This is a genomic window from Parvibaculum lavamentivorans DS-1, from assembly GCF_000017565.1.
GTDB lineage: Bacteria > Pseudomonadota > Alphaproteobacteria > Parvibaculales > Parvibaculaceae > Parvibaculum > Parvibaculum lavamentivorans.
On the sequence record NC_009719.1, the window covers coordinates 3,130,057 to 3,155,847 of the forward strand.

27 protein-coding genes and 1 tRNA gene are annotated in these 25,791 nt (G+C 64.2%); 15 read left to right on the forward strand and 13 right to left on the reverse strand.

The window, feature by feature from the left end:
- Positions 1 to 63: 63 nt before the first annotated feature.
- From PLAV_RS14875 to PLAV_RS14900, 6 genes are all read right to left on the reverse strand, one after another.
- Positions 64 to 717 carry a glutathione S-transferase family protein gene (locus PLAV_RS14875; protein WP_012111853.1) on the reverse strand — a complete coding sequence of 218 codons (654 nt, stop codon included), beginning with the start codon at positions 715 to 717 and terminating at the stop codon, positions 64 to 66.
- Between the two features lie 6 nt (positions 718 to 723).
- A complete protein-coding gene (locus PLAV_RS14880) occupies positions 724 to 1,221 on the reverse strand; it encodes an SRPBCC family protein (RefSeq protein ID WP_012111854.1) in 498 nt (165 codons plus the stop codon).
- Between the two features lie 2 nt (positions 1,222 to 1,223).
- Positions 1,224 to 1,559 carry an ArsR/SmtB family transcription factor gene (locus PLAV_RS14885; protein ID WP_012111855.1) on the reverse strand — a complete coding sequence of 112 codons (336 nt, stop codon included), beginning with the start codon at positions 1,557 to 1,559 and terminating at the stop codon, positions 1,224 to 1,226.
- A 441-nt stretch (positions 1,560 to 2,000) separates the two neighbouring features.
- Positions 2,001 to 3,275: an O-acetylhomoserine aminocarboxypropyltransferase gene (locus tag PLAV_RS14890; RefSeq protein ID WP_012111856.1), complete on the reverse strand. Its 1,275-nt coding sequence runs from the start codon at positions 3,273 to 3,275 to the stop codon at positions 2,001 to 2,003.
- 200 nt (positions 3,276 to 3,475) lie between these two features.
- On the reverse strand, positions 3,476 to 3,895 hold the full coding sequence (locus PLAV_RS14895; protein WP_012111857.1) for a CoA-binding protein: 420 nt from the start codon (positions 3,893 to 3,895) through the stop codon (positions 3,476 to 3,478).
- The gene (locus tag PLAV_RS14900; RefSeq protein ID WP_012111858.1) at positions 3,892 to 4,713 is read right to left on the reverse strand and encodes an enoyl-CoA hydratase; all 822 of its coding nucleotides are present in this window, start codon (positions 4,711 to 4,713) and stop codon (positions 3,892 to 3,894) included. The genes PLAV_RS14895 and PLAV_RS14900 overlap by 4 nt, the downstream gene beginning before the upstream one ends.
- 126 nt (positions 4,714 to 4,839) lie before the next feature.
- Here PLAV_RS14900 and PLAV_RS14905 point away from each other — a divergent pair, with 126 nt between their 5' ends.
- From PLAV_RS14905 to argC, 4 genes are all read left to right on the forward strand, one after another.
- Complete coding sequence (locus tag PLAV_RS14905; protein WP_012111859.1) at positions 4,840 to 5,277, forward strand: PaaI family thioesterase; 438 nt, start codon at positions 4,840 to 4,842, stop codon at positions 5,275 to 5,277.
- 295 nt (positions 5,278 to 5,572) lie between these two features.
- Positions 5,573 to 6,037: a 50S ribosomal protein L13 gene (rplM, locus tag PLAV_RS14910; RefSeq protein ID WP_041536047.1), complete on the forward strand. Its 465-nt coding sequence runs from the start codon at positions 5,573 to 5,575 to the stop codon at positions 6,035 to 6,037.
- Between the two features lie 41 nt (positions 6,038 to 6,078).
- Complete coding sequence (gene rpsI / locus PLAV_RS14915; protein WP_245545282.1) at positions 6,079 to 6,528, forward strand: 30S ribosomal protein S9; 450 nt, start codon at positions 6,079 to 6,081, stop codon at positions 6,526 to 6,528.
- A gap of 145 nt (positions 6,529 to 6,673) precedes the next feature.
- Positions 6,674 to 7,627, forward strand: coding sequence for an N-acetyl-gamma-glutamyl-phosphate reductase (argC, locus tag PLAV_RS14920; protein ID WP_012111862.1), 954 nt, complete (start codon positions 6,674 to 6,676; stop codon positions 7,625 to 7,627).
- Positions 7,628 to 7,790: 163 nt separating this feature from the next.
- Here argC and PLAV_RS14925 read toward each other — a convergent pair whose 3' ends face one another.
- Positions 7,791 to 8,633 carry an EamA family transporter gene (locus PLAV_RS14925; protein WP_012111863.1) on the reverse strand — a complete coding sequence of 281 codons (843 nt, stop codon included), beginning with the start codon at positions 8,631 to 8,633 and terminating at the stop codon, positions 7,791 to 7,793.
- Positions 8,634 to 8,844: 211 nt separating this feature from the next.
- Here PLAV_RS14925 and PLAV_RS14930 point away from each other — a divergent pair, with 211 nt between their 5' ends.
- A complete protein-coding gene (locus PLAV_RS14930; RefSeq protein ID WP_012111864.1) occupies positions 8,845 to 9,129 on the forward strand; it encodes a type II toxin-antitoxin system RelE/ParE family toxin in 285 nt (94 codons plus the stop codon).
- Positions 9,101 to 9,415, forward strand: a complete 315-nt coding sequence (locus PLAV_RS14935) for a HigA family addiction module antitoxin (protein WP_012111865.1) — start codon at positions 9,101 to 9,103, stop codon at positions 9,413 to 9,415. The genes PLAV_RS14930 and PLAV_RS14935 overlap by 29 nt, the downstream gene beginning before the upstream one ends.
- A gap of 75 nt (positions 9,416 to 9,490) precedes the next feature.
- Here PLAV_RS14935 and phaC read toward each other — a convergent pair whose 3' ends face one another.
- Positions 9,491 to 11,485, reverse strand: coding sequence for a class I poly(R)-hydroxyalkanoic acid synthase (gene phaC / locus PLAV_RS14940; protein ID WP_012111866.1), 1,995 nt, complete (start codon positions 11,483 to 11,485; stop codon positions 9,491 to 9,493).
- 175 nt (positions 11,486 to 11,660) lie between these two features.
- On the opposite strand from phaC, the gene PLAV_RS14945 reads away from it, so the two are divergent.
- The 7 genes from PLAV_RS14945 to PLAV_RS14975 all read left to right on the forward strand — a co-directional run bounded on the left by PLAV_RS14945 (position 11,661) and on the right by PLAV_RS14975 (position 18,662).
- Complete coding sequence (locus PLAV_RS14945; protein ID WP_012111867.1) at positions 11,661 to 12,272, forward strand: hypothetical protein; 612 nt, start codon at positions 11,661 to 11,663, stop codon at positions 12,270 to 12,272.
- A gap of 136 nt (positions 12,273 to 12,408) precedes the next feature.
- On the forward strand, positions 12,409 to 13,686 hold the full coding sequence (locus tag PLAV_RS14950; protein WP_012111868.1) for an LL-diaminopimelate aminotransferase: 1,278 nt from the start codon (positions 12,409 to 12,411) through the stop codon (positions 13,684 to 13,686).
- The gene (locus PLAV_RS14955) at positions 13,683 to 14,999 is read left to right on the forward strand and encodes a homoserine dehydrogenase (protein WP_012111869.1); all 1,317 of its coding nucleotides are present in this window, start codon (positions 13,683 to 13,685) and stop codon (positions 14,997 to 14,999) included. Before PLAV_RS14950 ends, PLAV_RS14955 begins: the two co-directional genes overlap by 4 nt.
- A 26-nt stretch (positions 15,000 to 15,025) precedes the next feature.
- On the forward strand, positions 15,026 to 16,000 hold the full coding sequence (glpX, locus tag PLAV_RS14960; protein ID WP_012111870.1) for a class II fructose-bisphosphatase: 975 nt from the start codon (positions 15,026 to 15,028) through the stop codon (positions 15,998 to 16,000).
- Between the two features lie 27 nt (positions 16,001 to 16,027).
- The gene (gene recJ / locus PLAV_RS14965; RefSeq protein ID WP_012111871.1) at positions 16,028 to 17,839 is read left to right on the forward strand and encodes a single-stranded-DNA-specific exonuclease RecJ; all 1,812 of its coding nucleotides are present in this window, start codon (positions 16,028 to 16,030) and stop codon (positions 17,837 to 17,839) included.
- 125 nt (positions 17,840 to 17,964) lie between these two features.
- A tRNA-Glu gene (locus tag PLAV_RS14970) sits at positions 17,965 to 18,039 on the forward strand.
- Positions 18,040 to 18,278: 239 nt separating this feature from the next.
- The gene (locus PLAV_RS14975) at positions 18,279 to 18,662 is read left to right on the forward strand and encodes a hypothetical protein (RefSeq protein WP_012111872.1); all 384 of its coding nucleotides are present in this window, start codon (positions 18,279 to 18,281) and stop codon (positions 18,660 to 18,662) included.
- 204 nt (positions 18,663 to 18,866) lie between these two features.
- Here the strand turns inward: PLAV_RS14975 and PLAV_RS14980 are convergent, their stop codons facing one another.
- Positions 18,867 to 19,646 (reverse strand): PAS domain-containing protein, encoded by a 780-nt coding sequence (locus tag PLAV_RS14980; protein WP_012111873.1) that lies wholly within the window; start codon positions 19,644 to 19,646, stop codon positions 18,867 to 18,869.
- Positions 19,647 to 19,812: 166 nt separating this feature from the next.
- Entirely contained in the window at positions 19,813 to 20,232 is a 420-nt protein-coding gene (locus tag PLAV_RS14985; protein WP_012111875.1) for a VOC family protein, read from the reverse strand.
- Between the two features lie 70 nt (positions 20,233 to 20,302).
- Between PLAV_RS14985 and PLAV_RS14990 the strand changes: the two genes are divergently transcribed.
- A complete protein-coding gene (locus tag PLAV_RS14990; RefSeq protein WP_041536049.1) occupies positions 20,303 to 21,043 on the forward strand; it encodes an SIR2 family NAD-dependent protein deacylase in 741 nt (246 codons plus the stop codon).
- 10 nt (positions 21,044 to 21,053) lie between these two features.
- Here PLAV_RS14990 and PLAV_RS14995 read toward each other — a convergent pair whose 3' ends face one another.
- On the reverse strand, positions 21,054 to 21,788 hold the full coding sequence (locus tag PLAV_RS14995; RefSeq protein ID WP_012111877.1) for an SDR family oxidoreductase: 735 nt from the start codon (positions 21,786 to 21,788) through the stop codon (positions 21,054 to 21,056).
- A gap of 98 nt (positions 21,789 to 21,886) precedes the next feature.
- Here PLAV_RS14995 and PLAV_RS15000 point away from each other — a divergent pair, with 98 nt between their 5' ends.
- On the forward strand, positions 21,887 to 23,494 hold the full coding sequence (locus tag PLAV_RS15000; protein WP_041536050.1) for an alpha-glucosidase family protein: 1,608 nt from the start codon (positions 21,887 to 21,889) through the stop codon (positions 23,492 to 23,494).
- A 2-nt stretch (positions 23,495 to 23,496) separates the two neighbouring features.
- Here the strand turns inward: PLAV_RS15000 and PLAV_RS15005 are convergent, their stop codons facing one another.
- Both PLAV_RS15005 and PLAV_RS15010 read right to left on the reverse strand, forming a co-directional pair.
- On the reverse strand, positions 23,497 to 25,116 hold the full coding sequence (locus tag PLAV_RS15005; RefSeq protein WP_012111879.1) for an NTP transferase domain-containing protein: 1,620 nt from the start codon (positions 25,114 to 25,116) through the stop codon (positions 23,497 to 23,499).
- The gene (locus tag PLAV_RS15010; RefSeq protein WP_012111880.1) at positions 25,113 to 25,790 is read right to left on the reverse strand and encodes an XdhC family protein; all 678 of its coding nucleotides are present in this window, start codon (positions 25,788 to 25,790) and stop codon (positions 25,113 to 25,115) included. Before PLAV_RS15010 ends, PLAV_RS15005 begins: the two co-directional genes overlap by 4 nt.
- Position 25,791 lies beyond the last annotated feature (1 nt).

The following is a 25,791-nucleotide window of genomic DNA, read 5'->3' on the forward strand; positions in this document are numbered from 1 at the left end:
GGACGAGCCCCGGGATGACATTTTTTTGTGCGGCTATATTTACTCCGCGTACAAATCGTTTCTTTAATCCCGGTCCGGTGCGCCAAGCGGGAAGTAGGAGCGGTATTTGCGGCCTTCTTCCACGGCGCGTGCGAAGGAGGGGCGGGCCAGCAGGCGCGTGCGGTAGGCGCGGAGCCGGGGATAGGCATCGCCGATCCGGTGTATCCAGTCGCCGTAGAAGAGGGAGGGGGCTGCGGCGCAATCGGCGAGCGAGAAATTGTCGCCGGCGGCCCATTCGCGTCCGTCCAGCCGCTTTTCCAGCCAGGCATAGGCCGTTTCGAGTGCCCTTGCCGTGTTCTCCTTTGCCTCCTGCAAGCGATCAGGCGTCTGGCGAAGCGCTTCGTTCACCGCCACCTGCGCGGCATTCATGACGTATTGATCGAAGAAGCGGTCGAGCAGGCGCACTTCCAATGCGGCGGCGGGATCTTCCGGCAGGAAGCGGACTTGTCCCGGATGCTGCCGGTCCAGATATTCGATGATGATGCTGGTCTCGGCGATGGTGCGGTCTCCATCGACCAGCACGGGGAACTTCGCGATCGGCCAGAGCTTCGCCAGTTCCTCGCTTGCGCCCGGCTCTTCAAGGTGCCGGTAGGCGAAGGGCGTATCGTTTTCCCACAGTGCCATGAGCACCTTCTGGCAGTAGGAGGAGAAAGGGTGGGCATAGAGCGTCAACGGCATGGCTGTTCATTTGCTCCCGAGTTTCGCGATGTGAAGGGCGAGTTTGTCCAGCGTCTGGCCGCCATATTCGACGGCGCCGAAGCCGATCTTCTCGTTGCGTTGCGCTTTGGAAGGATGCATCTGCCGGAGCGTGATGACGGTCTTGCCGTTGCTCTGTTCATCGAAGGTGACGAGCATTCGGAATTTGCCGGGATCGTCATCCTGATCCGAACCGTGCTCGACCTCGATGAGGGCGGGCGCTTCCATGCGGAGGAAGATCATCCGGTTGCTGTAACGCGTGCCATCGGGCGCGACCATGTCGAAGCGCCAGAGGCCGCCCGGCTTGAGGCCGATCTCCCGGGTTTCGATTGCCATGCCGTCGGGCCCGAACCATGCCTGTATCTGCTCCGGGGCCGTCCAGGCGGCGTAGACGATATTCCGGGGGGCGTCGATGACACGCGCCAGAACGATTTCGCGATCGAGCGGCCAGTCACGCCAGGCCGAATTCTTCGATGGGTCGCTCATACTCACTTCTTTCTCATCATGCGTTCGATATGCGCTTCCATGCGATCGAGGCGCTTCTGCCAGCCGGAAATGTGCTGCTGCAGCCAGGCCTCTGTCGCCTGAAGGGCGCGCGGCTCGATGCTGCAGGTTCGGACGCGTCCGATTTTCTCCGATCTGACGAGGCCGCTCTGCTCGAGAACCCGCACATGCTTGAGCAGCGAGGGGAGCGCGATCTCGAACGGCTCGGCAAGCTCGCTGACGGATTTCGGCCCGTCGCACAAGCGGCTGACGATGGCGCGGCGGGTCGGGTCCGCGAGTGCGGAGAAGGTTCTGTCGAGGTCGGTTAAAAACTTAGCCATGTGGGAAAGTATTGAGGCGGCGTGTGGGGGCGTCAAGGGAAACTTTCAGAGTTGGCTAAGTTTTGGGGTGGGGTGGTTGGTTATGCGCCGAGGTTTCTTGCTTACCCCTCCCCGAAATTTGCTTTGCAAATTTCGACCCTCCCTCAGGGGGAGGGTGGGTGAGTGAGTCCGGTGCTTGTGGCTCCTGGATTGCTTCGCTTCGCTCGCAATGACGGAGACAGCAGGCGTAGGCACGAAGTCTCACGCAGAGGCGCAGAGAGCGCAGAGAAGGGGTTACCTTCAAACAAGATCGTCATGCCCGGGCTTGACCCGGGCATCCAGAGCGGGGGACCGAAGAGGTGTCCGCGCGGAAGAGTCTTGCGAAGAAAGACGGCGCGTTCCGCGCCTACTGGATTGCCGGGTCACGGACCTGCGGTCCGGCCCGGCAATGACAGTCTTTTTTTATGCCTTCAGTGCCTTGTTGAGGTCGGCGATGATGTCGTCGGCGTCTTCGATGCCGACGGAGAGGCGGACGACGTCGGGGCCGGCGCCGGCGGCTTTCTGCTGATCTTCCGTGAGCTGACGATGGGTGGTCGAGGCCGGGTGGATGATGAGGCTGCGTGTGTCGCCGACATTGGCGAGGTGGCTGAGGAGTTCGACGCCGTTCACGAGTTTCACGCCGGCGTCATAGCCGTCCTTCAGGCCGAAGGTGAAGACGGCGCCGGCGCCTTTCGGCGAATATTTCTTCATCAGCGCGTGGCTCGGATCGTCATCAAGGCCGGCATAGGAGACCCATGAGACTTTCGGATGGGTCTTCAGGAATTTCGCGACCTTCAATGCGTTGTCGCAATGGCGCTGCATGCGGAGGGGCAAGGTTTCGATGCCGGTCTGGATCATGAAGGCGTTGAAGGGCGAGATGGCGGGGCCGAGATCGCGCAAGCCGAGGACGCGGCAGGCGATGGCGAAGGCGATGGGGCCGAAGGTCTCGTGGATTTTCAGCCCGTGATAGGAGGCGCAGGGCTCAGAGAGGGTCGGATATTTTCCGTCCTTCGACCAGTCGAACTTGCCGCCATCGACGATGATGCCGCCCATGGAATTGCCATGGCCGCCGAGGAACTTGGTCGCCGAATGGACGACGAGATCGGCGCCGTGCTCAAGCGGGCGGCAGAGATAAGGCGAGGCGAGCGTGTTGTCGACGATCAAGGGCACGCCCGCGTCATGCGCAACCTTCGCGATGGCGGCGATGTCGAGGACGAGGCCGCCCGGATTGGCGATGCTTTCGATGAAGACGGCTTTGGTCTTCGGGCCGATGGCGGATTTGATGGAAGCCGGATCGGTGCCGTCCGCCCAATCGACTTCCCAGCCGAATTTCCGGAAGGCATGGCCGAACTGGTTGATGGAGCCGCCATAGAGTTGGCGGACGGCGACGAAACGGTCGCCCGGCTGGAGCATGGTGTGGAAGATCAGCATCTGCGCGGCGTGGCCGGAGGCGACGGCGAGGGCCGCGGTGCCGCCTTCCAGCGCGGCGACGCGCTCTTCCAGCACGGCGGTCGTCGGGTTCGTTATGCGGGTGTAGATGTTGCCGAAGGCCTGGAGGCCGAAAAGGGAGGCGGCGTGATCGACATCCTCGAAGACGAAGGAGGTGGTCTGGTAGATCGGCGTGGCGCGCGCGCCTGTCGTCGGGTCGGGCTGGGCGCCTGCGTGGATAGCGAGGGTGTCGAATTTGCGGTCGGTCATTTGGTGCCTCTTTTGTGTTTTTCTTTCTTGTCACCCCGGTGATCCCGGCTTTCGCCGGGACAAGAGCCGGGGGTCCATGTGCCTGTCGGCGGTTCAGGATTTCAGCCTGTTGATCGTTGGATGCCTCGCCGCTCATGGTTCCCGGCTTTCGCCGGGATGACACTGAAATTTAGATGGCGGCGGCGGCGAAAAGAAACGTCTTACATCCCCAATCTCGGCATTTCGATTTTCGGGCAGCGGTTCATGACGACTTTCAGGCCGGCGGCGCGGGCGCGGGCGGCGGCTTCGTCGTTGATGACGCCGAGTTGCATCCAGACATATTTCGCGCCGGTCTCCACGGCCTCGTCGGCGACGGGGCCGGCTGCTTCGGAATTGCGGAAAACGTCGACCATGTCGATCTTTTCGGGAATGTCGCGAAGTGACGCATAGACTTTCTCACCGTTCAGCTCCTTGCCGGCGAGGCCCGGATTGACGGGGATGACGCGGTAGCCCCTACCTTGCAGGAAACGCATGACGCCGTGACTGTCGCGGGCGGGATTTGCGCTCGCGCCGACAAGGGCGATTACCTTCGTGTTCTTCAGGATGTGTTCGATGTCGCCGGGTTCTACCTCTGGCATCATCTGTCCTCCCATTTCGGATCGCGTTTCTCGATGAAGGCGCCGATGCCTTCCTCGGCGTCGCGGGCGAGCATGTTGGTCACCATCACTTCGCTGGCATAGTCATAGGCTTCGGCGAGCGGCTTTTCGAGCTGGTCGTAGAAGGCCTTCTTGCCAATGGAGACGGTGAGGGCGGATTTCGCCGCGATGGTATCGGCAAAATGCGCGACGGCGGCATCGAGTTCCGACGGGGTGACGGCGCGATTGACGAGGCCCATCTCGCAGGCGCGATCGGCGGAGATCATTTCGCCGGTGAGCAGCATTTCCATGGCGTGCTTGCGCGCGACATTGCGCGAGAGGGCGACCATGGGCGTCGAGCAGAAGAGGCCGATATTGACGCCGGGCGTCGCGAATTTCGCGGTGTTGGCGGCGACGGCGAGATCGCAGCTGGCGACGAGCTGGCAGCCGGCCGCCGTCGCGATGCCATGGACGCGGGCGATGACGGGTTTCGGGCAGGCGACGATCGCCTGCATCAGCGCGCTGCATTGCTTCATGGTGCGGGCGAAGAAATCGCGGCCGCGATCCGACTGGTTGCGGGCGAGGGTGAGTTCCTTCAGGTCGTGGCCGGCGCAGAAGGCGGGACCGGCGCCCGCGAGCACGATGGCGCGGATATTCGGATCGGCGGCGAGGCGCGCCAGCTCCTGCTGCAGGGCGGTCATGAGGCCGATGGAAAGCGCGTTGCGCTGCGCCGGGCGGTTCATCGTGAGACGGGCGACGCCGTTCGCATCCTCGCGGATGAGCAGCGGATCGGCGGCGGCGGGGCTTTCGGCGGGCTGGCTCATGGGGCGTCTCCCGGTTTTGCTTTTGGGCAGCATAGCGGGGCGGGGCGGGAGAGTCAGGTGTTGGGGGGAGGCGGCGGCATGGGGTAAAAGCGGCGCAAGGACAATGGATGGAAGCGAGGGGCGGGCATGGCCGATCTGGTGCCGGTGATGAGCGTGGGCGAGCTTGAGGCGTTCATGGAGCGCGAGTTTCCGCAGATGCGGATGGGGGCGGACACGACGCGGATCGAGGCGGTGGGGCCGGGGACGGCGGTACTGCGGCTCGGCTTTTCGGAGCGGAACCTACGGCCGGGCGGCACGATTTCGGGGCCCGCCATGATGGCGCTGGCGGATTATGCAATGTATGCGGCGGTGCTGGCGCATATCGGGCCGGTGGGGCTGGCGGTCACGACCAACCTGTCCATCAACTTCCTCAGGAAGCCCGGACCCGCCGACATCATTGGCGAGGCGCGGCTTCTGAAGCTCGGGCGGGCACTCGCCGTCGGCGAGATTGCGATGTGGCAGGATGGGGCGGAGGACGCGCCGGTCGCCCATGCCGTTTCGACTTATTCCATTCCGCCGAAGTGAGAGCGGGCTTAGCTTCTGGCGCATGGCATCGCTTATGCGCCGAGGTTTCACGCTTACCCCTCCCCAAACGGCTTGCAGCCGTTTGACCCTCCCGCAGGGGGAGGGTGGGAAGAGAGAAGGCCCATCGTGGGGTATCCTGTTACCCCATTGATAAAAGGCCGGTATTGCAGGGCTTTTTCGCGGGGAGGGGCGCTCAATGACGTTGACAGGGGCCCAAGGCTCGCCTAAAAGCAGCGCCGAACCGGGGGCCCGAGCGTGGCCCCTCTCTATTTGCAGTTTCGCCAGGATTTTTCGCATGAAGACCTATTCCGCGAAAGCCGCCGAAATCGAGAAGAAGTGGATCGTGATCGATGCCGAAGGCATCGTGGTCGGCCGTCTCGCGTCCTATGTCGCCAATATCCTGCGCGGCAAGCACAAGACGACCTATACGCCCCATCTCGATTGCGGCGACAACGTCATCATCGTGAACGCCGCCAAGGTGCAGTTCACGGGCGCGAAGTACGATGACAAGCGCTACTACCGCCACACGGGCCACCCGGGCGGCATCAAGGAAACGAGCCCGAAGCGCATTCTCGAAGGCCGTTTCCCCGAGCGCGTGCTCGAACTCGCCGTGAAGCGCATGATCCCGCGCGGACCGCTTGGCCGCAAGCAGATGGGCAATCTGCACATCTATGGCGGCGCCGAGCATCCGCATGAGGCGCAGCAGCCGAAGAAGATCGACTTCGCCGCCTTGAACCGCAAGAACGTCAGGATCGCATAGTCATGTCCGAAACAACCTCACTCGAAGACCTGAAGGGTGCGATGGAAGGCACGAGCGCGTCGGCCGACGCGAACGCCGTGCCGGCTGTGCAGAAGCTCGACAAGTTCGGCCGCGCCTATGCGACCGGCAAGCGCAAGAATGCGGTCGCCCGCGTCTGGATCAAGCCGGGCTCCGGCCGCGTCAAGATCAACGGCCGCGACCTCGAAGTCTATTTCGCGCGTCCCGTTCTGCGCATGATCCTCAACCAGCCGCTCGTCGTTGCGGCCCGCGAGAAGCAGTACGACATCACCGCGACGGTGGTGGGCGGCGGTCTCTCCGGCCAGGCGGGTGCCATCCGCCATGGCATTTCGCGCGCGCTGACCTATTTCGAGCCGTCGCTGCGCGGCGTGCTCAAGAAGGAAGGCTTCCTCACGCGCGACAGCCGTGTGGTCGAACGCAAGAAGTACGGCAAGGCGAAGGCCCGCCGCAGCTTCCAGTTCTCGAAGCGCTGATCCCTTTCACGGGTTCTCGAAGAAGGCGCTTCGTTTCGCACGAGGCGCCTTTTTTGTTTTTGGCTTCCCCCCACCCGAGAAATCCGCGTGCCGCGAATTTCTCGACCTCCCCGCAAGGGGGAGGTGGGAAAGAAAGAGCAGGACGATGACCACGAAACTATTCATCGACGGCGAAGTGGGTACGACGGGGTTGCAGATCCGGGCGCGGCTCGATCAGCGCAAGGACCTCGATTTCATCTCGCTGGGCGAGGAGAAGCGGAAGGATGCGGGCGCGCGGCGCGAGGCGCTGAACGCGGCGGATGTCGTGATCCTGTGCCTGCCGGACGATGCGGCGAAGGAAGCGGTGTCGCTTATCGACAACAAGACGACGCGCGTCATCGACGCCTCGACGGCGCATCGCGTTGCGCCGGGCTGGGTTTACGGGTTTCCGGAAATGTCGCCGGAGCAGGGCCGTGCGATTTCCGGTGCGGCGCGGGTGACGAATCCCGGCTGCTATCCGACGGGCGCGATTGCGCTGGTGAAGCCGCTGGTCGATGCGGGGCTGGTGCCGAAGGGCTGGCCGCTCACCGTCAACGCGGTGTCCGGCTATTCGGGCGGCGGCAAGCAGATGATCGCGGAGTTCGAGGACGAGGACGCGCCGAACTATACGTTCGAGGCGTTCCGCGCCTATGCGCTCGGCCTCGCGCACAAGCATGTGCCGGAGATGCAGGTGAATATGGGGCTCGACCACCCGCCGCTCTTCGCGCCGGCGGTCGGGCGTTATGCGCAGGGCATGATCGTGGAGGTGCCGCTGCAGCTCTGGGCGCTGCCGGGAAAGCCTTCGGTGGCGCGGGTGCACGAGGTGCTGGCGGCGGCTTACGAGGGGGCGCGGTTCGTCTCCGTCGTGCCGCTTGGCGAGAGCGCGGCGATGACGAAGCTGGAGCCCGAGGGCCTCAACGGCACCAACGAGCTGAAGCTCTTCGCGTTCGGCAACGAGACGACGGGGCAGGTCATGCTGACGGCGCTGCTCGACAATCTCGGCAAGGGCGCGTCGGGGCAGGCGGTGCAGTGCCTCAACATCATGATCGGTGCGGATGAAGGGCTGGCGGTGGACCTTTAGGGGGGGCATCCCGTTCAAACCATCGGTGTCACCCCGGCGGAAGCCGGGGTCCATGTGCCTCCCGGCGCATGCCTGTGTTTGACGCTCCGCCCATGGATTCCGGCTTCCGCCGGGATGACACTTGTTTTTTGATTTGCGGCATTCGTTCTGTGTAAGGACGTAACTAGACCTTCAGCAATATGACGCCCGCTGCGACGACGCAGGCGGCGGCGACGGCGCGCCAGCCGAGGCCTTCTTTCAGGAGGAGGCCGGAAATGAGGGCGGCGAAGACGACGCTGGTTTCGCGCAAGGCCGCGACGGGGCCGAGGGGTGCGAGCGTCATGGCCCAGATAACAAGCCAATAGGCGATGACGGACATGACGCCGCCCGCGAAGCCATAGGCCATGGCGCGCTGGGGCCTGAGGAAGGCGCGGCCGCGCCGCCAGAGCACGAACAGGAAGAAGATCAGCCCGTCGCCGGCGAAGAGCCAGATGACGTAGATGTGCGGGCTTTCGGCGATGCGGCCGCCGAGGCCGTCATTCAGCGTATAGGCGGCGATGAAGAGCGAGGTGCCGAAGGCGTAGCCAAGCGCGCGCGGATCGTTGGGGAGGCCGGCGCCATTGGTGCGGCGGAAGGCGAGGCTGACGATGCCGAGCGCGATCAGGGCGACGCCGACAAAGGCGGCGGTGGGGAGGATTTCGCCGAGCCAGACGGCGCCGACCACCGTAACGATGGCGGGGGCGAGCCCGCGCGACAGCGGGTAGACCTGACCGAAATCGCCGTGCTCGTAGCCCTTCACGAGGAAGAGCTTGTAGCCGACGTGAAGCACGAAGGAGAGGGCGAGGATCTTCGCGACGTCCCAGCCGGGGAGCGGAATGAAGGGCAGGAAGGGCAGCGCGACGAGGCCCGTTGCCGCCGCGATCCAGCCCATCATCATGAGACGGTCGGCGCCGGTTTTGACGAGCGCGTTCCAGCTTGCATGCAGCAGGGCGGAGGCGAGGACGGCGAGAGTGACGGTGAGGGTCAAGGCGGGGCTTCCGGCAGCGGCCGCAGGATGGCGGCGGGAGGGAGGCTAGCCTGTGCGCCTGAGTCTGCCGAGGGGGTATTTGGGCGAAGGGGTTTGCGTGGGGAGGCGGTCGGGTAATGGGAAGTCATCCATTCGTGCAAGCCGTTATGCGTTTGCGCTTGAGTTGATCATAACGTATTGCGTTATATAACGAGGTGCGTTATAGTCTCTTATGATTCAGAGTTTTGCCGATTCCGAAACCGAATTGATCTGGAACGGTCGGCAAAGCCGGAAGCTACCGTCCGATATACAGGCGGTTGCGCTGCGCAAGCTGCGTCTCGTCAATCAGGCTCGCGCGCTCAACGATTTGCGCGTGCCACCGGGCAACAGGTTGGAGCCACTGAAGGGGCGCCGCGCCGGGCAGTACAGCATACGGATCAACGACCAGTGGCGTATCTGCTTTGTATGGCAGGAAGGAGGACCGAACGATGTCGAAATCGTCGACTACCACAAATAGGCTTCTGCCCAATCCACATCCGGGTGAAATCCTGCTTGAGGAATTCCTGAAGCCGATGGAACTCAGCCAGAATGCGCTTGCGCGGGCGGTTCATGTATCGCCGCGCCGGATCAACGAGATCGTGCTCGGCAAGCGGGCGATGACGGCGGATACCGACCTTCGCCTCGCGCGCTATTTCGGCATGTCGGAGGGATTCTTTCTCGGCTTGCAGTCCGACTACGAATTAATGGAGCGGCGACGGGAGATTGAACGAGAGTTGAAGAGCATCGAGCCGAGAGCGGCCTGAGTGAGGCAGTTACCCCCACCCGAGAAATCCGCGCGCGCGAATTTCTCGACCTCCCCACAAGGGGGAGGTGAGTGTTCAGTCTTCCGACTTCACCAGCACATATGACCCCGGCGCGTCCTCCAGCACCTTGAGTTTGCCGCTGCCGGGTTTGCGCGCGGCGACCATGGGGCCTGACTTTTCGGCGAGCCAGGTTTCCCAGTCGGGCCACCAGGAGCCCTTGTGGTCGGTGGCGCCGGCGAACCATTCGTCGGGGGTGGGGGGGAGGTCGTCATTCAGCCAGTGGTTGTATTTGCCGGCGGCGGGCGGGTTTATGACGCCGGCGATGTGGCCGGAGCCGGCGCAGATGAAGCGCACCGGGCCGCCGAAGAGTTTCGTTGCTTTGTATACGGAGTTATAGGGCGAGATGTGATCCTCGCGGCTCGACTGCAGGTAGACGGGGACTTTCACCTTGTCGAGATGCAGTTCCTCGCCGCCGAGGATCATGCGGCCTTCGGCGAGTTTGTTTTCGAGGTAGCATTCGCGCAGATAGCCGACATGCATGGCGGAGGGCAGGCGCGTTGCGTCCGCGTTCCAGTAGAGGATGTCGAAGGGCATGGGCTCGCGGCCGAGCAGGTAGTTGTTGACGACGTAGTTCCAGATGAGGTCGTTGGAGCGGAGCATGTTGAAGGTGGAGGCCATGGTGGACCCCTTCAGGTAGCCGCCCTTCTGGTGCATCTGCTTTTCGATGTCGGAAATCTGTTCCTCGTCGATGAAGACTTTCAGCTCGCCGGCTTCCGTGAAATCCACTTGCGTGACGAGGAAGGTCGCCGATTTGATGCGGGTGTCCTTGCGCGCCGCCATATGGGCGAGGGAGCAGGCGAGCAGCGTGCCGCCGATGCAGTAGCCGACCGCGTTTACCTCGGTTTCGCCGGTTGCCTGCTCGACGGCATTGAGCGCGGCGTAGACGCCTTCGATCATGTAATCCTCGAAGGTTTTCAGCGCGAGGCGCGCATCCGGGTTCACCCAGCTTGCGACGAAGACGGTGTAGCCCTTGTCGAGACACCATTTGATGAGCGACTTCTCGGGCGTGAGATCGAGGATGTAATATTTGTTGATCCAGGGCGGGAAGATGACGAGCGGGCGCTTGTGGACCTTCTCCGTCGTCGGCTCGTACTGGATCAATTGCATCAGGCCGTTCTGGTAGATGACCTTGCCCGGCGTGGTCGCGATATTCTCGCCGAGGCGGAAGGCGGACATATCGGTCTGCTGGATCTGGATGTGGCCGTGGCCGCGCTCGATATCCTCCAGCAGATGCTCCATGCCGGCGACGAGGTTCTCGCCGTTGGAGGCGAGCGTCGCGCGGAGGATTTCCGGGTTGGTGAAGAGGAAGTTCGAGGGCGACATGGCGTTCGTCATCTGGCGGACATAGAAGTCGGCCTTTTCGCGCGTATGCGGATCGACGCCCTCGGCCTGCTTCACGCGGTCGGTGAGCCATTTGCTGGTGAGCAGGTAGGACTGCTTCATCAGGTCGAAGACGATGTTTTCCTGCCAGTCGGGATCGCGGAAACGCTTGTCGCTGCGGCCCGGCTGCGCGACGGGGGGCACTTCCTCGCCCAGCAGGAAGCGGCGCGTCATGGAGCCGGCAAGGCTCATATAGCCTTCCCAGAGGGCGGCCTGCGCCTCGAAAATCCGGGCGGGATTGCGGATATAGCTGCCGGCGACTTCCATGAGGGCGCGGCCGACGCGCTCCAGATCGTGGAGGGTGTGGCTGGCATCCGACGAATCGTCGCTCTGCATCAACTGGCGGGCGGCCTTCTGGCCCATGCCGGCGGCCTTGAGAAGATTGACCGCGAGGGCGCCGAGGTCCGGCATTACATAATCCCGGGCGGCGGCGGCTTTCGGGTCCGGCGCGAATTTGGCGGAGATGCCTTCCGTGGGGGCGGGCGCCTCGGCCTCCGGCCCGGGCAGGGCTTCGGAGAGGGGGGCGGCTTTCCGGCGCGGCGCACGGGGCTTTTTCGGGGGGCGGGGCTTGGTGGAGGCGCCTTTTCGAGCGGCGGCGGGCGCTGCGGGGGACGTATCTTTCAGGCTCATCGAACGGCTTCCATCAAACGGCTTCCTGGCGCGGGCAGGCTCTTCGCGGTGCTTCCCGGCGACAAACGGTTTCGCCTTGAAACCGTATACTATACGCTGCCGCATGTCCGCCCGATGACGGACATATGGGGCGGGAAAGCGGCGCTCAAGGCGCAAAAAATTCAGGAGTGATGGAATGTCGGATGTGGCGTCGGGCCTCAGGGTGAAGACGATGTTGAAAGCTTGCGGCGCGGCGCTGATGGTGGCGACGCTGGCGAGCGGCTGCTCGGCGATTTCCGACGATGCGAAACCCGAAGCGGTCTATGGCGGCACACCGGCGCCGGCACCCGAAGGGGCGGCCTTTCCCGATCTGCGCGATGTGCCGACGGAGCGGCCGGCGGCACTGCCGCTCGAGGAGCGCAAGGGGCTTGCCGAAGGGCTTGTCGCCGACCGCGAACGGGCGCAGCACAGCGACCAGGTGCTGCGCGGCGGCACCGAGGCGCCGGCGCCCGCGCCGGTGGTGAACCGGCCGACGCCCGTGCCCGCGCTGGACGATGTGCCGGCGGGGACGCAAGACAAGCAATCGCTCTACCGCGATGCGCCCGTGCTGCCGCTGCCGGAGCGCGGCGGCCACCGCGATTACTCCGCGGTGCTGAAGACGCAGACGGCGGCCATGGAGACGGCCGAGGCGGAAGTGATGACCGAGGATGGCGCGGCCGCAGCCGAACCGGCGGTCGACACCGGCCCCGAGGTGACGCCGGCGCCGACCAAGCGCGTCGACGTGAAGCCCTCCGCCGGACAGCCCTGAGAGGGCTTTCCCGCCCCAAATCCGCCGTGGCGGGAGAGGCCATAATGGGTTTATAAGACGCCCTGAGCCCGTCCCCGCTCGCGCGCTTTTCCAGTATTTCCGGGGACCCACGATCCCGCGTCTTCAGGAAACGTCCATGAGCGAAGAGTTTCACCGCATAAAGCGTCTGCCCCCTTATGTCTTCGAGAGCGTCAACAAGCTGAAGGCGAAGGCGCGAGCGCAAGGCCGCGACATCATCGATTTCGGCATGGGCAATCCCGACATGCCGACGCCGCCGCATATCGTCGAGAAGATGATCGAGGCGGTGCGCGACCCGAAGACGCATCGCTATTCCGCCTCGCGCGGCATTCCCGGGCTCCGGCGCGCGCAGGCGGCCTATTACGAGCGGCGCTTCGGCGTGAAGCTCAACCCGGAAACGGAAGTGATCGCGACGCTCGGCTCCAAGGAGGGGCTGGCGAACCTTGCGCAGGCGATCACGGCGCCGGGCGACGTCATCCTCTGTCCGAACCCGAGCTATCCGATCCATGCGTTCGGCTTCATCATTTCCGGCGCGGTGATCCGCTCGGTGCCGTTCGAGAGCGAGAGCGGATTTTTCGAGATGCTGGAGCGGGGCGTGCGCCACAGCGTGCCGAAGCCGGTGGCGCTTGTCGTCTCCTATCCGTCGAATCCGACGGCGCAGGTGGCCGATCTCGACTTCTACCGCGAGGTGATCGCGTTTGCGGCGAAGCACGACATTTACGTGATTTCGGACCTCGCCTATTCGGAAATCTATTTCGACGGCAATCCGCCGCCGTCCATCCTGCAGGTGCCGGGAGCGCGGGAGCGGACCGTCGAGTTCACCTCGCTCTCCAAGACCTATGCGATGCCGGGATGGCGGATGGGCTTTGCGGTGGGCAATGAGCGGCTCATCAATGCGCTTGGCCGGGTGAAATCCTATCTCGATTATGGCGCGTTCACGCCGATCCAGGTGGCGGCGACGGCGGCGCTTAACGGGCCGCAGGATTGCGTGGCGGAAATCCGCGCGACCTACAAGCATCGCCGCGATGTGCTGGTGGACAGCATGAGCCGGGCGGGATGGGACATTCCGAGCCCGCCGGCGAGCATGTTCGCGTGGTCGCCGATCCCGGAGAAGTTCCGGCATATCGGATCGCTCGGCTTTGCGACGCTGCTGCTCGAACAGGCGGATGTGGCGGTCGCGCCGGGCATCGGCTTCGGCGAATATGGCGATGGGCATGTGCGCATCGGGCTGGTGGAGAACGAGCAGCGCATCCGCCAGGCGGCGCGCAATGTGAAGCGCATGATGCAACATGCCGACCAGATCCTCGCGGAATATGAAGAGCGCGTGGGCATCAAGTCGAGCGTCGTGCCGCACCCCAATGCCCAGAAGCAGACAAGCGGGGCGGGGCGGACGTGACCAAGGCTCTCAGGATAGGCATTGCCGGCCTCGGCACTGTCGGGGCGGGCGTCGTCAAGATATTGGCCGCGCGCGGCGACTATCTCGCGGCGGCGTGCGGGCGGCCGATCGAGCTTGTCGCGGTGTCGGCGCGCAACTCCAACAAGGATCGCGGCATCGACCTTTCCGGCGTGCGCTGGGAGAGCGATCCGATGGCGCTCGCGCGGGCGGACGATATCGACCTCGTGGCGGAACTGATCGGCGGCTCGGAAGGCGTTGCGCGCGAACTCGTGGAAGCGGCGCTCAAGGCTGGCAAGCATGTCGTCACCGCGAACAAGGCGCTGATCGCGCATCACGGCACGGCGCTGGCGCGGCTCGCGGAAGAGAAGGGCGTTGCGCTCAATTATGAAGCGGCGGTGGCCGGCGGCATACCGATCGTCAAGACGATGCGCGAGAGCCTGGCGGGCAACGAGATCCGCAGCATTCACGGCATTCTGAACGGCACCTGCAACTACATCCTGACCGAGATGGAGACGACGGGGCGCGACTTCGCGGATGTGCTGAAGGATGCGCAGGATCTCGGCTATGCGGAGGCCGACCCGACATTCGACGTGGGCGGGATCGACGCGGCGCACAAGCTGGCGATCCTGGCGAGCCTTGCCTTCGGCACGGAAGTCGACTTCGCCAATGTGCATATCGAGGGCATCGAGAAGATCAGCGCGACCGACATCGCCTTTGCGCGCGAGTTCGGCTTCAAGGTGAAGCTGCTGGCGATTGCCGAGAAGGTGGATGGCGGCGTCGTGCAGCGCGTGCATCCGGCGCTGGTGCCCGAGGGAACGCCGCTGGCGGCGGTGTCCGGCGTTTACAACGCGGTAGCGGTCGATGGCGACAGGGTGGGGCATCTCGTGCTTGAAGGGCGCGGCGCCGGCGAGGGGCCGACGGCTTCGGCCGTGCTGTCCGATCTCGCGGATATTGCGCGCGGGCTCATCCTGCCGCCGTTCATTCTGCCGGCAAAGAAGCTGAAGGCGCCGGCGAAGCCCGCGATGGATACGCATAAAAGTTCGTTCTATCTGCGGTTTCTTGCCGTGGACCGCGCGGGCAGCATGGCCGCGATCACGCAGGCGCTGGCGCAGGCCTCCGTCTCGATCGAGCGGATCGTGCAGCGCGGCGAGGCGGGGAAGAAGGCAAGCGGCGACGGCAGGCTGCCGGTGGTTTTCATCACGCATGAGACGGATGAAGGCACGATGGCCCGCGTGCGGGCATTACTAGCGGAACATGAAGACGTGGCGGGCACGCCGCAGGTCGTGAGGATCGAGGACGGCGAGCTTCGCTGAGACGGGCGGAGGCGAGGGGGAAACCGATGGCGCCGAAGACTGCAGGCCTCAACCGGATGCTGGCGCTCGAAATGGGGCGGGTGACCGAACGGGCGGCGGTCTGTTCGTCCCACTGGATCGGGCGTGGCGACGAGATGTCTGCCGACCAGGCGGCCGTGGACGCCATGCGCCGGGAACTCAATGTGCTCGATATCGACGGCACGGTGGTGATCGGCGAGGGCGAGCGCGACCAGGCGCCGATGCTGTTCATCGGCGAGAGTGTGGGCACCGGCAAGGGGCCGAAAGTCGACATTGCCCTCGACCCGCTTGAAGGCGCAACGCTGACGGCGAAGGCGATGCCGAACGCGATGGCGGTTCTTGCGGCGGCGCAGGGCGGCACGCTGCTGAATGCGCCCGACACATACATGAACAAGATCGCCATTGGCGGCGGCCTTCCCGAAGGGCTGATCGATCTCGATTCGAGCCCGGAGGAAAACCTGAAGGCGCTGGCGAAGGCGAAGAAGGTGGAGATTGCCGAAATCACGGCCTGCATTCTCGACCGGCCGCGCCATGCCGACCTCATCCGCGCGGTGCGGGAGACGGGTGCATCGGTCACACTCATCTCGGATGGCGACATCGCGGGCGTGATCGCGACGACCGACCCGAGAACGGGCATCGACATCTATATGGGGATCGGCGGGGCGCCGGAAGGCGTGCTCGCGGCGGCGGCGCTTCGCTGCATCGGCGGGCAGATGCAGGGCCGGCTGGTGACGAGCGTCGAAGAGCAGAAGGTGCGGGCCGAGAAAATGGGCGTGAAGGACTTCAACAAGAAGTTCGATCATACCGAGATGGCGTCGGGCGATGTTATTTTCGCCGCGACGGGCGTAACCGATGGCTGGCTGCTCAACGGGGTTCATCAGGTGCGCGGCGGCGTGACGACGCATACGATCGTGATGCGCTCGGCGACGGGCACTGTGCGGCGGGTGGAATCCTTCCACTCGTCCATCGACAAGTTCGAATAGGCCGCGAGGTCTTTTTCAGGAGGCGAATTGCTGGCGGCACCGACAAGAGCATTTCTGGGCGTCGAACGGTCGGCGACGGGGCGCGCATGGCTGAGCCGCCTTGCCGACGACAGGCTGGCGCTGGCCATTGCACAGCGCGAGGGGCTGCCGGAAATCGTGGCGCGGGTGCTGGCGGGGCGCGGCGTGGCGCCGGAAGACTGCGCCGCCTATCTGGCGCCGTCGCTGAAGACGCTGATGCCGGACCCGCGCGTCGTCACTGACATGGAAAAGGCGGCGACACGTGTGGCGCAGGCCATCATGGCGGGCGAGAAGATTGCCGTGTTCGGCGATTATGACGTAGACGGAGCAACATCGAGCGCGCTGCTGCAACGGTTTTTCCGCGCGGCTGGGAGCGAACTCAGGATCTATATTCCGGACCGTATCCGCGAGGGCTATGGCCCGAATGCGCCGGCGCTGCTGCGGCTGAAGGATGAGGGCATCGACCTCGTCATCACGGTCGATTGCGGGACGATGGCGCACAAGGCGCTTGGACTTGCCGCGGATGCGGGGCTTCCCTCCATCGTGGTCGATCACCACCAGGCGGAACCGGCGCTGCCGCCGGCCTATGCGCTGGTGAACCCGAACCGGCTGGACGACGAGAGCGGGCTTGGCCAGCTTGCCGCAGTGGGCGTTGCGTTCCTGTTCGTCGTCGCCACCAACCGGGCGTTGCGCGAGGCGGGCTGGTATGCGACGCGGCCGGAGCCCGACCTGATGCAATGGCTCGACCTTGTTGCGCTTGGCACGATATGCGACGTGGTGCCGCTTCTCGGGCTCAACCGCGCTTTCGTGGCGCAAGGGCTGCGCGTGATGGCGCGGCGGCAGAATATCGGCCTTGCGGCGCTTGGCGATGTGGCGCGGCTGAACGGTGCGCCGGTGCCCTATCATTGCGGCTTTCTGCTGGGGCCGCGCGTCAATGCGGGCGGACGCGTGGGGAAGGCCGATCTCGGCGCGCGGCTGCTCACGACCGAGGATGTGGAGGAAGCGCGCGCGATTGCCGAGGAACTCAACGTCATGAACGGGGAGCGGCAGGCTATCGAGGCGCAGGTGCTGGAAGAGGCGCTGACACAGGTAGACGAGCGGCTGAGCGCGGCGCGGGCAAATACGCTGCCGCCGATTATCATCGCCAGCGGGCATGGCTGGCATCCGGGCGTCATCGGCATTGTCGCCAGCCGGCTGAAGGACAAATACGAGCGGCCAAGCCTTGTGCTTGCCTTTGACGGGAAGGGCGAGGGAAAGGGCTCGGGACGCTCGCTGACGGGCGTCGATCTCGGCCGGGCGGTGACGGCGGCGCTGGAGGCGGGGCTGCTCGTCAATGGCGGCGGCCACGCCATGGCGGCGGGGCTGACGCTCAGGGAAGACAACCTGGAGGCGCTGGAGGCGTTTCTGGCGAAGCGGCTGGCGGACGATGTTTCGGCGGCATCGGAAGCGCGGGCGCTGAAACTCGACGGGGCGCTTTCGGCGCGGGGCGCGACGCGCGAACTATACGAGCTGCTGCAGCAGGCGGGGCCCTATGGCGCGGGGAATGCGGAACCGCGATTCGCCGTGCCGTCGGTGCGCGTCGTGAAGGCGGATATTGTGGGGAAAGACCATGTGCGGGTTATCCTCAGCGGCGAGGACGGGGGGCGGATAAAGGCCATCGCCTTCCGGGCCGCGACGACGCCGCTGGGCGCCGTTCTGATGGACAAGGGGAGCGGGCTTCTGCATGTGGCGGGGCGGCTCAGCGCCGATGACTGGCAGGGACGGCGCGCCGTTCAGCTCACCATCGAGGACGCGGTTCCGACGCGCGATGCCGCGCCCTGAGGCAAAGGGGAAACCCGCCGGATTTAGCGCCTTTCCCTCGCAAGTCAGGGGTTGCCAGAGACGTTTTGGCACCTTATAAGGCGCGCTCATGCTTGGTCTTCGGACCGGCCGCGCCGGTCTCCCGTGCGCCCTTCGTCTATCGGTTAGGACGCCAGATTTTCATTCTGGAAAGAGGGGTTCGACTCCCCTAGGGCGTACCACAGTTTTCCGTCAGGTTTGACACTCGCCGGGCGCGAGGTTTGACAATCCGGCGTTCACGCGCTCCTTCCGCGAAATCCCTTTCCCGATTTTTCGAGTGTCACGACGGCATCCTCATCATTTCTTTCTGCATGAGCTCTTTGGCGATCTCGTTACATGCGCTCATGCCGTCCCCTACTCGGCATCTTGAGCAAGCGGGAAAGCCGCAGTAGTTTCCGCAGCAAAATGAGACGAGGGGACCATGAAATTCGAAGTAATATTGGCGGCTGCAATCATGGCATCCGGCTCGCTCTGTGCAGCGCGCGCCGAGGCTCGCGATTTGTCCAATGGGGAGAGGACGGTGATTGCTGAAGCGGTAAAGCAGTATCTGCTCGATCCGGAGTCGGCAATGTTTCGCTGGGGGCCGTTGGGGCCAGGCGACAAATATTGCGCGGAAGTCAAGTCGAACACTTTTCTGGGTGAGGAAGGGGTGTATCAGCCTTTCATCGTCGCCGTGGAAGACAAGGCCGGCCGAGTGGCCCGCGCCGAAGTGCTGATGATGGAAAGCGCAGAGACGATGGGCACAGTGAAGGACATCTGCGAGTTGAATGGGTATGACGCCGCCTATTTCCGCAGCTTGAAATAGCCGACGCGGTTTGGCGCCGTCGACGGGTGCGGCTCATTCGAGCATGGTTCTCGCGAGGTGGCGCATTCCGGTTCCCGAGCGCGGTAAAAAAGCCCCACCGGGCGAACCCGGCAGGGCGATTTTCGGATCCAGATTTTAGGCCCGCCCCAGGGCGTACCACTTTTCCGTCAAAGCGATTGATCCCCCGTGCCGTCATGGCGGCGGTCAGGCGGGGTTGTCCGGTACTTCGTGAAACCAGCCGATTGCCGCGATGACCTTGCCTTTGGGCGACAAGACGGGCGTGGCCGAGGCGCGGAGGCGGATGGAGCGGCCGGTGAGCTGATTACGGATGACCATGGGCTCGTCTATGACCGTTTGCCCCTGCAGTGCGCGCGGGAAGATGCGACGGGAGCCCGACAGCGGGGTGACGCCGTCTTCGCAAAAGAAGCCGGCGACCGAGGGCCATTCGGAAATGTCCACGCCTTGCAGCAGGTCGCCGATATGGCGGCGCGTGAAAGCATTCATGAAACGGATTGTGCCGGCGTGGTCGACGATGATGACGCTGCCTTCTATGCCATTCATGGCGCGGATGAGAACACCGGAATGCCGCTCAAGCTGCTTCAGGCGGTATTCGCGGCTTAGTTCCCTTGTGACGGCGCGGAGCGAGACGATCCAGGCGCCGGTGCCGCGATGCACAGAGAGATGAAATACATCCTCGCCAATCGAAATATCCCTGCCTTCGAGCGCACCGTTGCCGTGGATCGTCAATGCCACGAGTTCGCAGAAATAGGTCCGGTCCGGGCCGCAGAATTCGGCAAGGTTGACCGGTTTCGCGGCGCGCGGCCAGGCACCGAAGAGCCGGCCGGCTGCCTGGTTCGCATGAAGCAATTCGAGACCTGAACCGACCACAAGGACGGGATCCGGATTGCTGTCGAGCACATCCTGAAACAGGCTGGCGCTTTCATGAGCGGGAGTGTCTGCCCAGCCGGCGAGATGTATTGGCACAGAATATCCTGACATATTCCAATTATACTTACGCTTTACTGCCGCTTCATGTAGTTCCGGCATTGGCGCAAGAGGAATAAGGCATAACGGGTTAATAACCCGCTATGCGGATAAGCATTTCGTCCCGTGAAGAGGAAAAGTCCGTAACTCAACTCATACGAGGCGGCTACCAGTTGCCGATGTTTTCCATCGAAGCCCAGGGCTCCTTCGGCGGCAGGGGCGTGCCGGCCTGCAGCAGCTCAATCGAGATATTGTCCGGCGAGCGGACGAAGGCCATGCGGCCATCGCGCGGGGGCCGGTTGATGGTGACGCCCTTCTTCAGCAGGCGGTCGCAGGTTTCGTAGATGTCGTCGACCTCATAGGCGAGGTGGCCGAAATTGCGGCCTTCGCCAAGCGTCTCCGGATCCCAGTTCCAGGTGAGTTCGACCTGCGCTTCCTTCTGGCCGGGGGCGGCGAGGAAAACGAGGCTGAAGCGGCCCGCTTCGATGTCGAAGCGGCCGAGATTTTCGAGACCGAGCTTGTCGCAATAAAAATCGAGCGACTTGTCGAGATCGCTGACGCGCACCATGGTGTGGAGATATTTCATCCTGGGTCCTTGATCGATGCCGGAATTGCCGCATGATTCAACATCACGGGGGCAAGGTCAAAGGTTGCGCATGTCGAAAGAGCTGAAACGGGCCATAGAGGACGCTTATCGCGTGGTGATATTCACCGGGGCGGGGATCAGCACGGAATCGGGCATTCCCGATTTTCGCAGTCCGGGCGGCTTGTGGACGAAGATGGCGCCCATCGACTTTCAGGATTTTCTACGCTCGCCGGAAATTCGCGCGGAAGCATGGCGGCGGAAATTCGAGATCGACAAGACGATCGTGAGCGCCGAGCCGAACAAGGGGCACATGGCGATCGCGAAGCTGATCGACGAGGGCAAGGCGAGCCATGTCATCACGCAGAACATCGACAATCTGCATCAGAACTCCGGCATACCGGCGGAGAAGGTGATCGAGCTGCATGGCAACGGCACTTATGCGAAGTGCCTCGACTGCGGCGAGCGGCACGAGCTTTCATGGGTGCGCGAGATTTATGACGCATCGGGCGCGGCGCCGGATTGCCGGAGCTGCGGGGGCATCGTGAAATCGGCGACGATCTCCTTCGGGCAGGCGATGCCGGAAGAGCAAATGAACAGGGCGCATGAGGCGACGCTCGGCTGCGATCTCTTCATCGCCATCGGCTCTTCGCTGCAGGTCTATCCGGCGGCGGGATTTCCGGTTCTCGCGAAACGGAACGGCGCGATGCTGGCGATCCTCAACCGCGAGCCGACTGAACTCGACCAGATTGCCGATCTCGTGATCCATGACGAAATCGGGCCGACGCTGGCGCCGATTGCGATGTTGAATTGACGGGGTTGAACTAGCGCGCGGTGGCCCAACCGCCGGCGACCGGGATCAACTGGCCGGTGATGAAATCCGATGTCGGGCCGGCGAGGAAGGCGACGATGGCGGCGGCTTCTTCCGGCTTGCCGAGGCGGCCGAGCGGAATGTTCGACAATATCTTGTCGCGCGATTTCGGATTTTCAAGGAGCGATGCGGGGAAGTAGTCCGGGCTTTCGATGAAGTTGAAGGCGAGGGCGTTCACCTGGATGTTGGAGGGGGCGAGTTCCTTTGCCAGCGTCAGCGCGAGCGAATTGGCGGCGCCGCGCGCGGCGGCATAGATGCTGTAGTTGGGGATGCCGTTCAGCGGTGCGGCGGAGGAGAGGAAGAGAATTTTTCCCGCGCGCTGCTTTTTCATCTGCGGTACGGCGGCGCGCGTCATGGCGAAGGATTTGAAGACCAGCGCCTCGAAGGTTTCGTGGAGGTCCTTGTCGGTTGCTTCGTCCACGGGACCGCGCATAGCGGGCCAGGCATCATTGTTGATGAGGACGTCGAGGCGGCCCTCGGCTTCCAGCACCGCGGCGACGGCTTCCCGCGGGTCTTGCGCGGAGAGTGCTTTCACGCCGGGTATCTTCGTCTCGAAGGCGGCGCGGGCGGCGGCATCCGCGAAGCTTGCATCGACGCCATAGATGCGGGCGCCTTCGGCGAGGAGGGCGCGGGCGGACGGGCCGCCGACGAAATGCGCTATGTCGGTGATGAGAATGCTGCGCGCCATGAATGCCCCCGATGAAGTGAAAACCCGATTGTCAGCCCTGTTGCCGCCGTGAGACTGTGTCGGCGGGACGGCAAGGTCAAGAACAAGAGGAAGCGGACGTGGCGGGAGAGAAGAGCGAATGGTGGAAGGGCGCGGTGGTCTATCAGATCTATCCGCGCAGTTTTCACGATACAAATGGCGACGGCATCGGCGACCTGAAAGGCATCGAGGAAAAGCTCGACCATGTGGCGGGGCTGGGGGCGGACGCGATCTGGCTGTCGCCGATCTATCCCTCGCCCAATCGCGATTTCGGCTACGACGTTTCCGACTATTGCGCGATTGCGCCCGAGATGGGCTCGATGGCGGATTTCGACCGGCTGGTCGAGGCGGTGCATGGGCGGGGCATGAAGCTCATTCTCGACCAGGTGCTTGCGCATACATCCGAGCAGCATCAGTGGTTTCAGGAGAGCCAGCTCTCCGCCGACAACCCGAAATCGGACTGGTATGTCTGGGCGGATGCGAAGGAAGACGGGACGGTGCCGAACAACTGGCTGTCGGCATTCGGCGGTCCGGCCTGGTCGTGGAATCCGGTCAGGCGGAAGTACTACCATCACAAGTTTCTGAAGAGCCAGCCAAAACTCAACTTCCACAATGAGCAGGTGGTGGATGCTTGCATGGATGTGCTGCGCTTCTGGCTCGACCGGGGCGTGGACGGGTTCCGGCTCGATGTGGCGAATGCCTATCTGCACGATGCGGCGCTGACCGACAATCCGCCGCTGCCGATGGACAAGCGCACATTCATGGACTGGGCGCATGCACCGCGGCTGCAGCAGCATATCCATGACGCGAACATGCCCGAGAACGAATGGGCGATGAAGCGCGTGCGGAAGGTGATGGACGAGTATGAGGAGCGGCTGGCCTTTGGCGAGTTTTCCGAGCGGCCCGAGATGTTCGGGCGTTATGCGGGCGGTGTCGAACGGTTGCATACGGGGTATACGTTCGATTTTCTGGAGGACTGGAGTTTCGAGCCGCCGGTGTTCCGCGCCTATTACGAGAAGCTGCTGGCGCCGCTCAGCGATCTTTTTCCCTGCGTGACGTTTTCGAACCACGACATCGTGCGGCCGGTGACGCGGTGGGGCGGCGGACAAGGCGATGACGGGCTTGCGAAGCTGGCGCTGACGCTGCTCGTGGCGTTGCGCGGCACGGTGCTGATGTTCCAGGGCGAGGAGCTGGGACTGCCGGAGGTGGACCTTGAGCGGAAATACATCAAGGACCCGGTGGGCGATCTCTATTTCCCGTGGGTGAAGGGGCGTGACGGCTGCCGGACGCCGATGCCGTGGGAGAGCGGCGGGGCGGAGGCAGGCTTCACCATCGGTACGCCCTGGCTGCCGATACCGGATTATCACCGAATGCGGGCGGTGGATGTTCAGCAGGCGGATGAAGGCTCCGTACTGGCGCATGCGAAGAAGGTTATCGCGCTGAGGAAGGCGCATCCGGCGCTGAAGACGGGCGCGATGTCGTGTCTCGACGCTGAGGGGAAGGTGCTCGCCTTCACACGCGAGGGAGAAGGCGAGCGGCTGCTCTGCGTGTTCAATCTCGGCAAGGAGGCGGCGAGCTTCGATTTGCCGGAGAGTGCGGGCGCGGCGGTGTTCGAGGTTGGGGGCGTGACACGGGATGCTGCGGCGCTGGCGCTTCAGCCGAGGAGCGGGGCGATCTTCAAGGTTTGAGACTAATCGCTGCGCCGGGATTCCATCTCGGCTTGCGTGTCGATGTCGGTAAGCGGCGCGTCATCCGGCATGGGGACTTCGCAGAGGGCGTCGGGGTTTTCGCCGATGAGGTGTTTGGCGCCGGTGTCGCCCTTGGTTTCCATCATGGCCTCGAACCATTCGCGGCCCCAGAGGACGGGGTTGCCGCGTTTGCTGGCGACGGTGGGCACGCAGATGGTGCGGTTTTCTTCCGGGTCGAAGGCGGCGATGAGGCGGTCGAGGTGGGACGCCTTGATGTCCGGCATGTCGCCGAGGCAGACGAGGGCGCCATCCGCGTCGTCGGGCAGTGCGGCGAGGCCGGTGCGGAGCGAGGTCGAGAGGCCGTCCGCATAGTCCGGGTTGTGAACGAAGGTGACGTCCTGGCCGGCGAGGGCGGCGCGGACTTCATTGTCTGCATTGCCGGTGACGACGATGACCGGGCGGGCGGCACTGGCAAGGGCGGCTTCCACGATATGGGCGATCATGGGCCTGCCGCCGAGCGGCATCAGCAGCTTGTTCTGCGGTCCGGCCATGCGCGTCGAGCGACCGGCCGCGAGGATGATGGCGGCGATACGGGGCTGCGACCCGGCGGCGGGGGCGCGGCCCTCGCGGGGCTGGGGCCGCGAGGGGATTTCCTTCAGGAGGCCGCCCAGGCCCATTCCCATGATGTCTTTCGGCGTGACTTCCAGTCCCGCGATGAGGCGGGCAAGCACCCAGTCGCAGCCGTTGAGCTTTGGCGAGCGGGCGCAGCCGGGGAGGCCGATGACGGGCGTCTCGCCGAGGCGGGCGAGGAGCATGAGATTGCCGGGGTCGACCGGCATGCCGAAATGGAGGATGTCGCCGCCTGCCATGACGATGCCCGCGGGTACGACATCGCGCCGGTCGACCGTGGCGGAGGCGCCGAAGACGAGGATGGGGGAGAGGCCGTCCGCCGCAAGCGCGCGCACGGCATCCGCAATGGCGCCGGTGTCGTGGGGCGCGCGGATTTCGCGGGCGATTGTGCTTCCCATGGTGGCGAGGCGGGCGTCGAGGACGGCGCGGCTTTTCGTGAGAACGCTTTCCTTCGTTCCGGGGAGTTGGGTGGCGACGAGGCCGATGCGGTGCGGCTCGAAGCGGCTGAGCGCAATGGGAGCGGGGCCGGAGCGGGCGATATCGAGCGCCTTGTCGAGTTCGGCGCGGGGAACGGCGAAGGGGATCACCTTCACGGTGGCGAGCATCTGCCGGTCCGCCACGGTCTCGAAGGGGGCGAGGGTGGCGACGGTGAGCGCCTCGCCGATGGCGTTGATGGCGTGGATGCGGGCGGCGTCGATTTCGAGGACGCCGTTTCCCGTGGCGTAGAGATTGGCGCGGCCGGTGAAGGGCGCGGCGACGCGGATGGACTTGCCGGCGAGCGCATCCGCCAGCGCGGCGGCGGCTTCGTCCTCGGGGACGTCCGTGACTTCGAGGCGGGCGGCGACGACGCTCGTGACGCCAGCCTCCTTCAGGGCGGCAATGTCCGCGCGGCTGAGGATGCGGCCTTTCTTGAAGGTTCCGGTTCCGGCTTTTTGCGAATGGGCGAGGATCGCGCCCTCGGCATCGTCGGGCGGCATGTGGCCGAAGATCATTTGCGGAGCGTCTCCGTTATCTGGGCCATGATGGAGATGGCGATTTCGGCGGGGCTTTTCGCGCCGATGGCGAGGCCGACGGGGCCGTGGATGCGGGCGATTTCCTCTTCCGTGAAGCCTGCTTCCGTGAGGCGGGCGACGCGGGCGGCATGGGTCTTCTTCGAGCCCAGCGCGCCGATATAGAAGGCGGGGCTGCGGAGAGCGGCGACCAGCGCGGGATCGTCGAGCTTCGGATCATGGGTGAGGGTGACGATGGCGGTGCGCGCATCCGGCGCGAGGGCGGCCATAGCTTCGTCGGGCCAGTCGGTGACCAGCGCCATGTCCGGGAAGCGGGCTTCGGAAGCGAAGGAGGTGCGGGGATCGACCACCGTCACGTCGTAGCCGGCGAGCGCGCCCATGCGGGCCAGCGGCTGGGCGATATGGACGGCGCCGACGAGGATGAGGCGCAGCGGCGGGTTGAAGGGGTTGAGGAACCAGTCGCCGTCCGGGCCGGCAACAACCGCCGCCTTGTCGCTCGACTGCACTTCAGAAACAGCTTTAATTAACCAAGTTTCTTCTGATTTATCAGATGGATAAACAAGTTTCTGGATTCCATCCGTTAACCTTGTCGCGAGCGTTACGGCGCGCTTTTCGAGGCGGTCGCGGACGAGCTGTTCGAGAACTTCTCTTTCCATT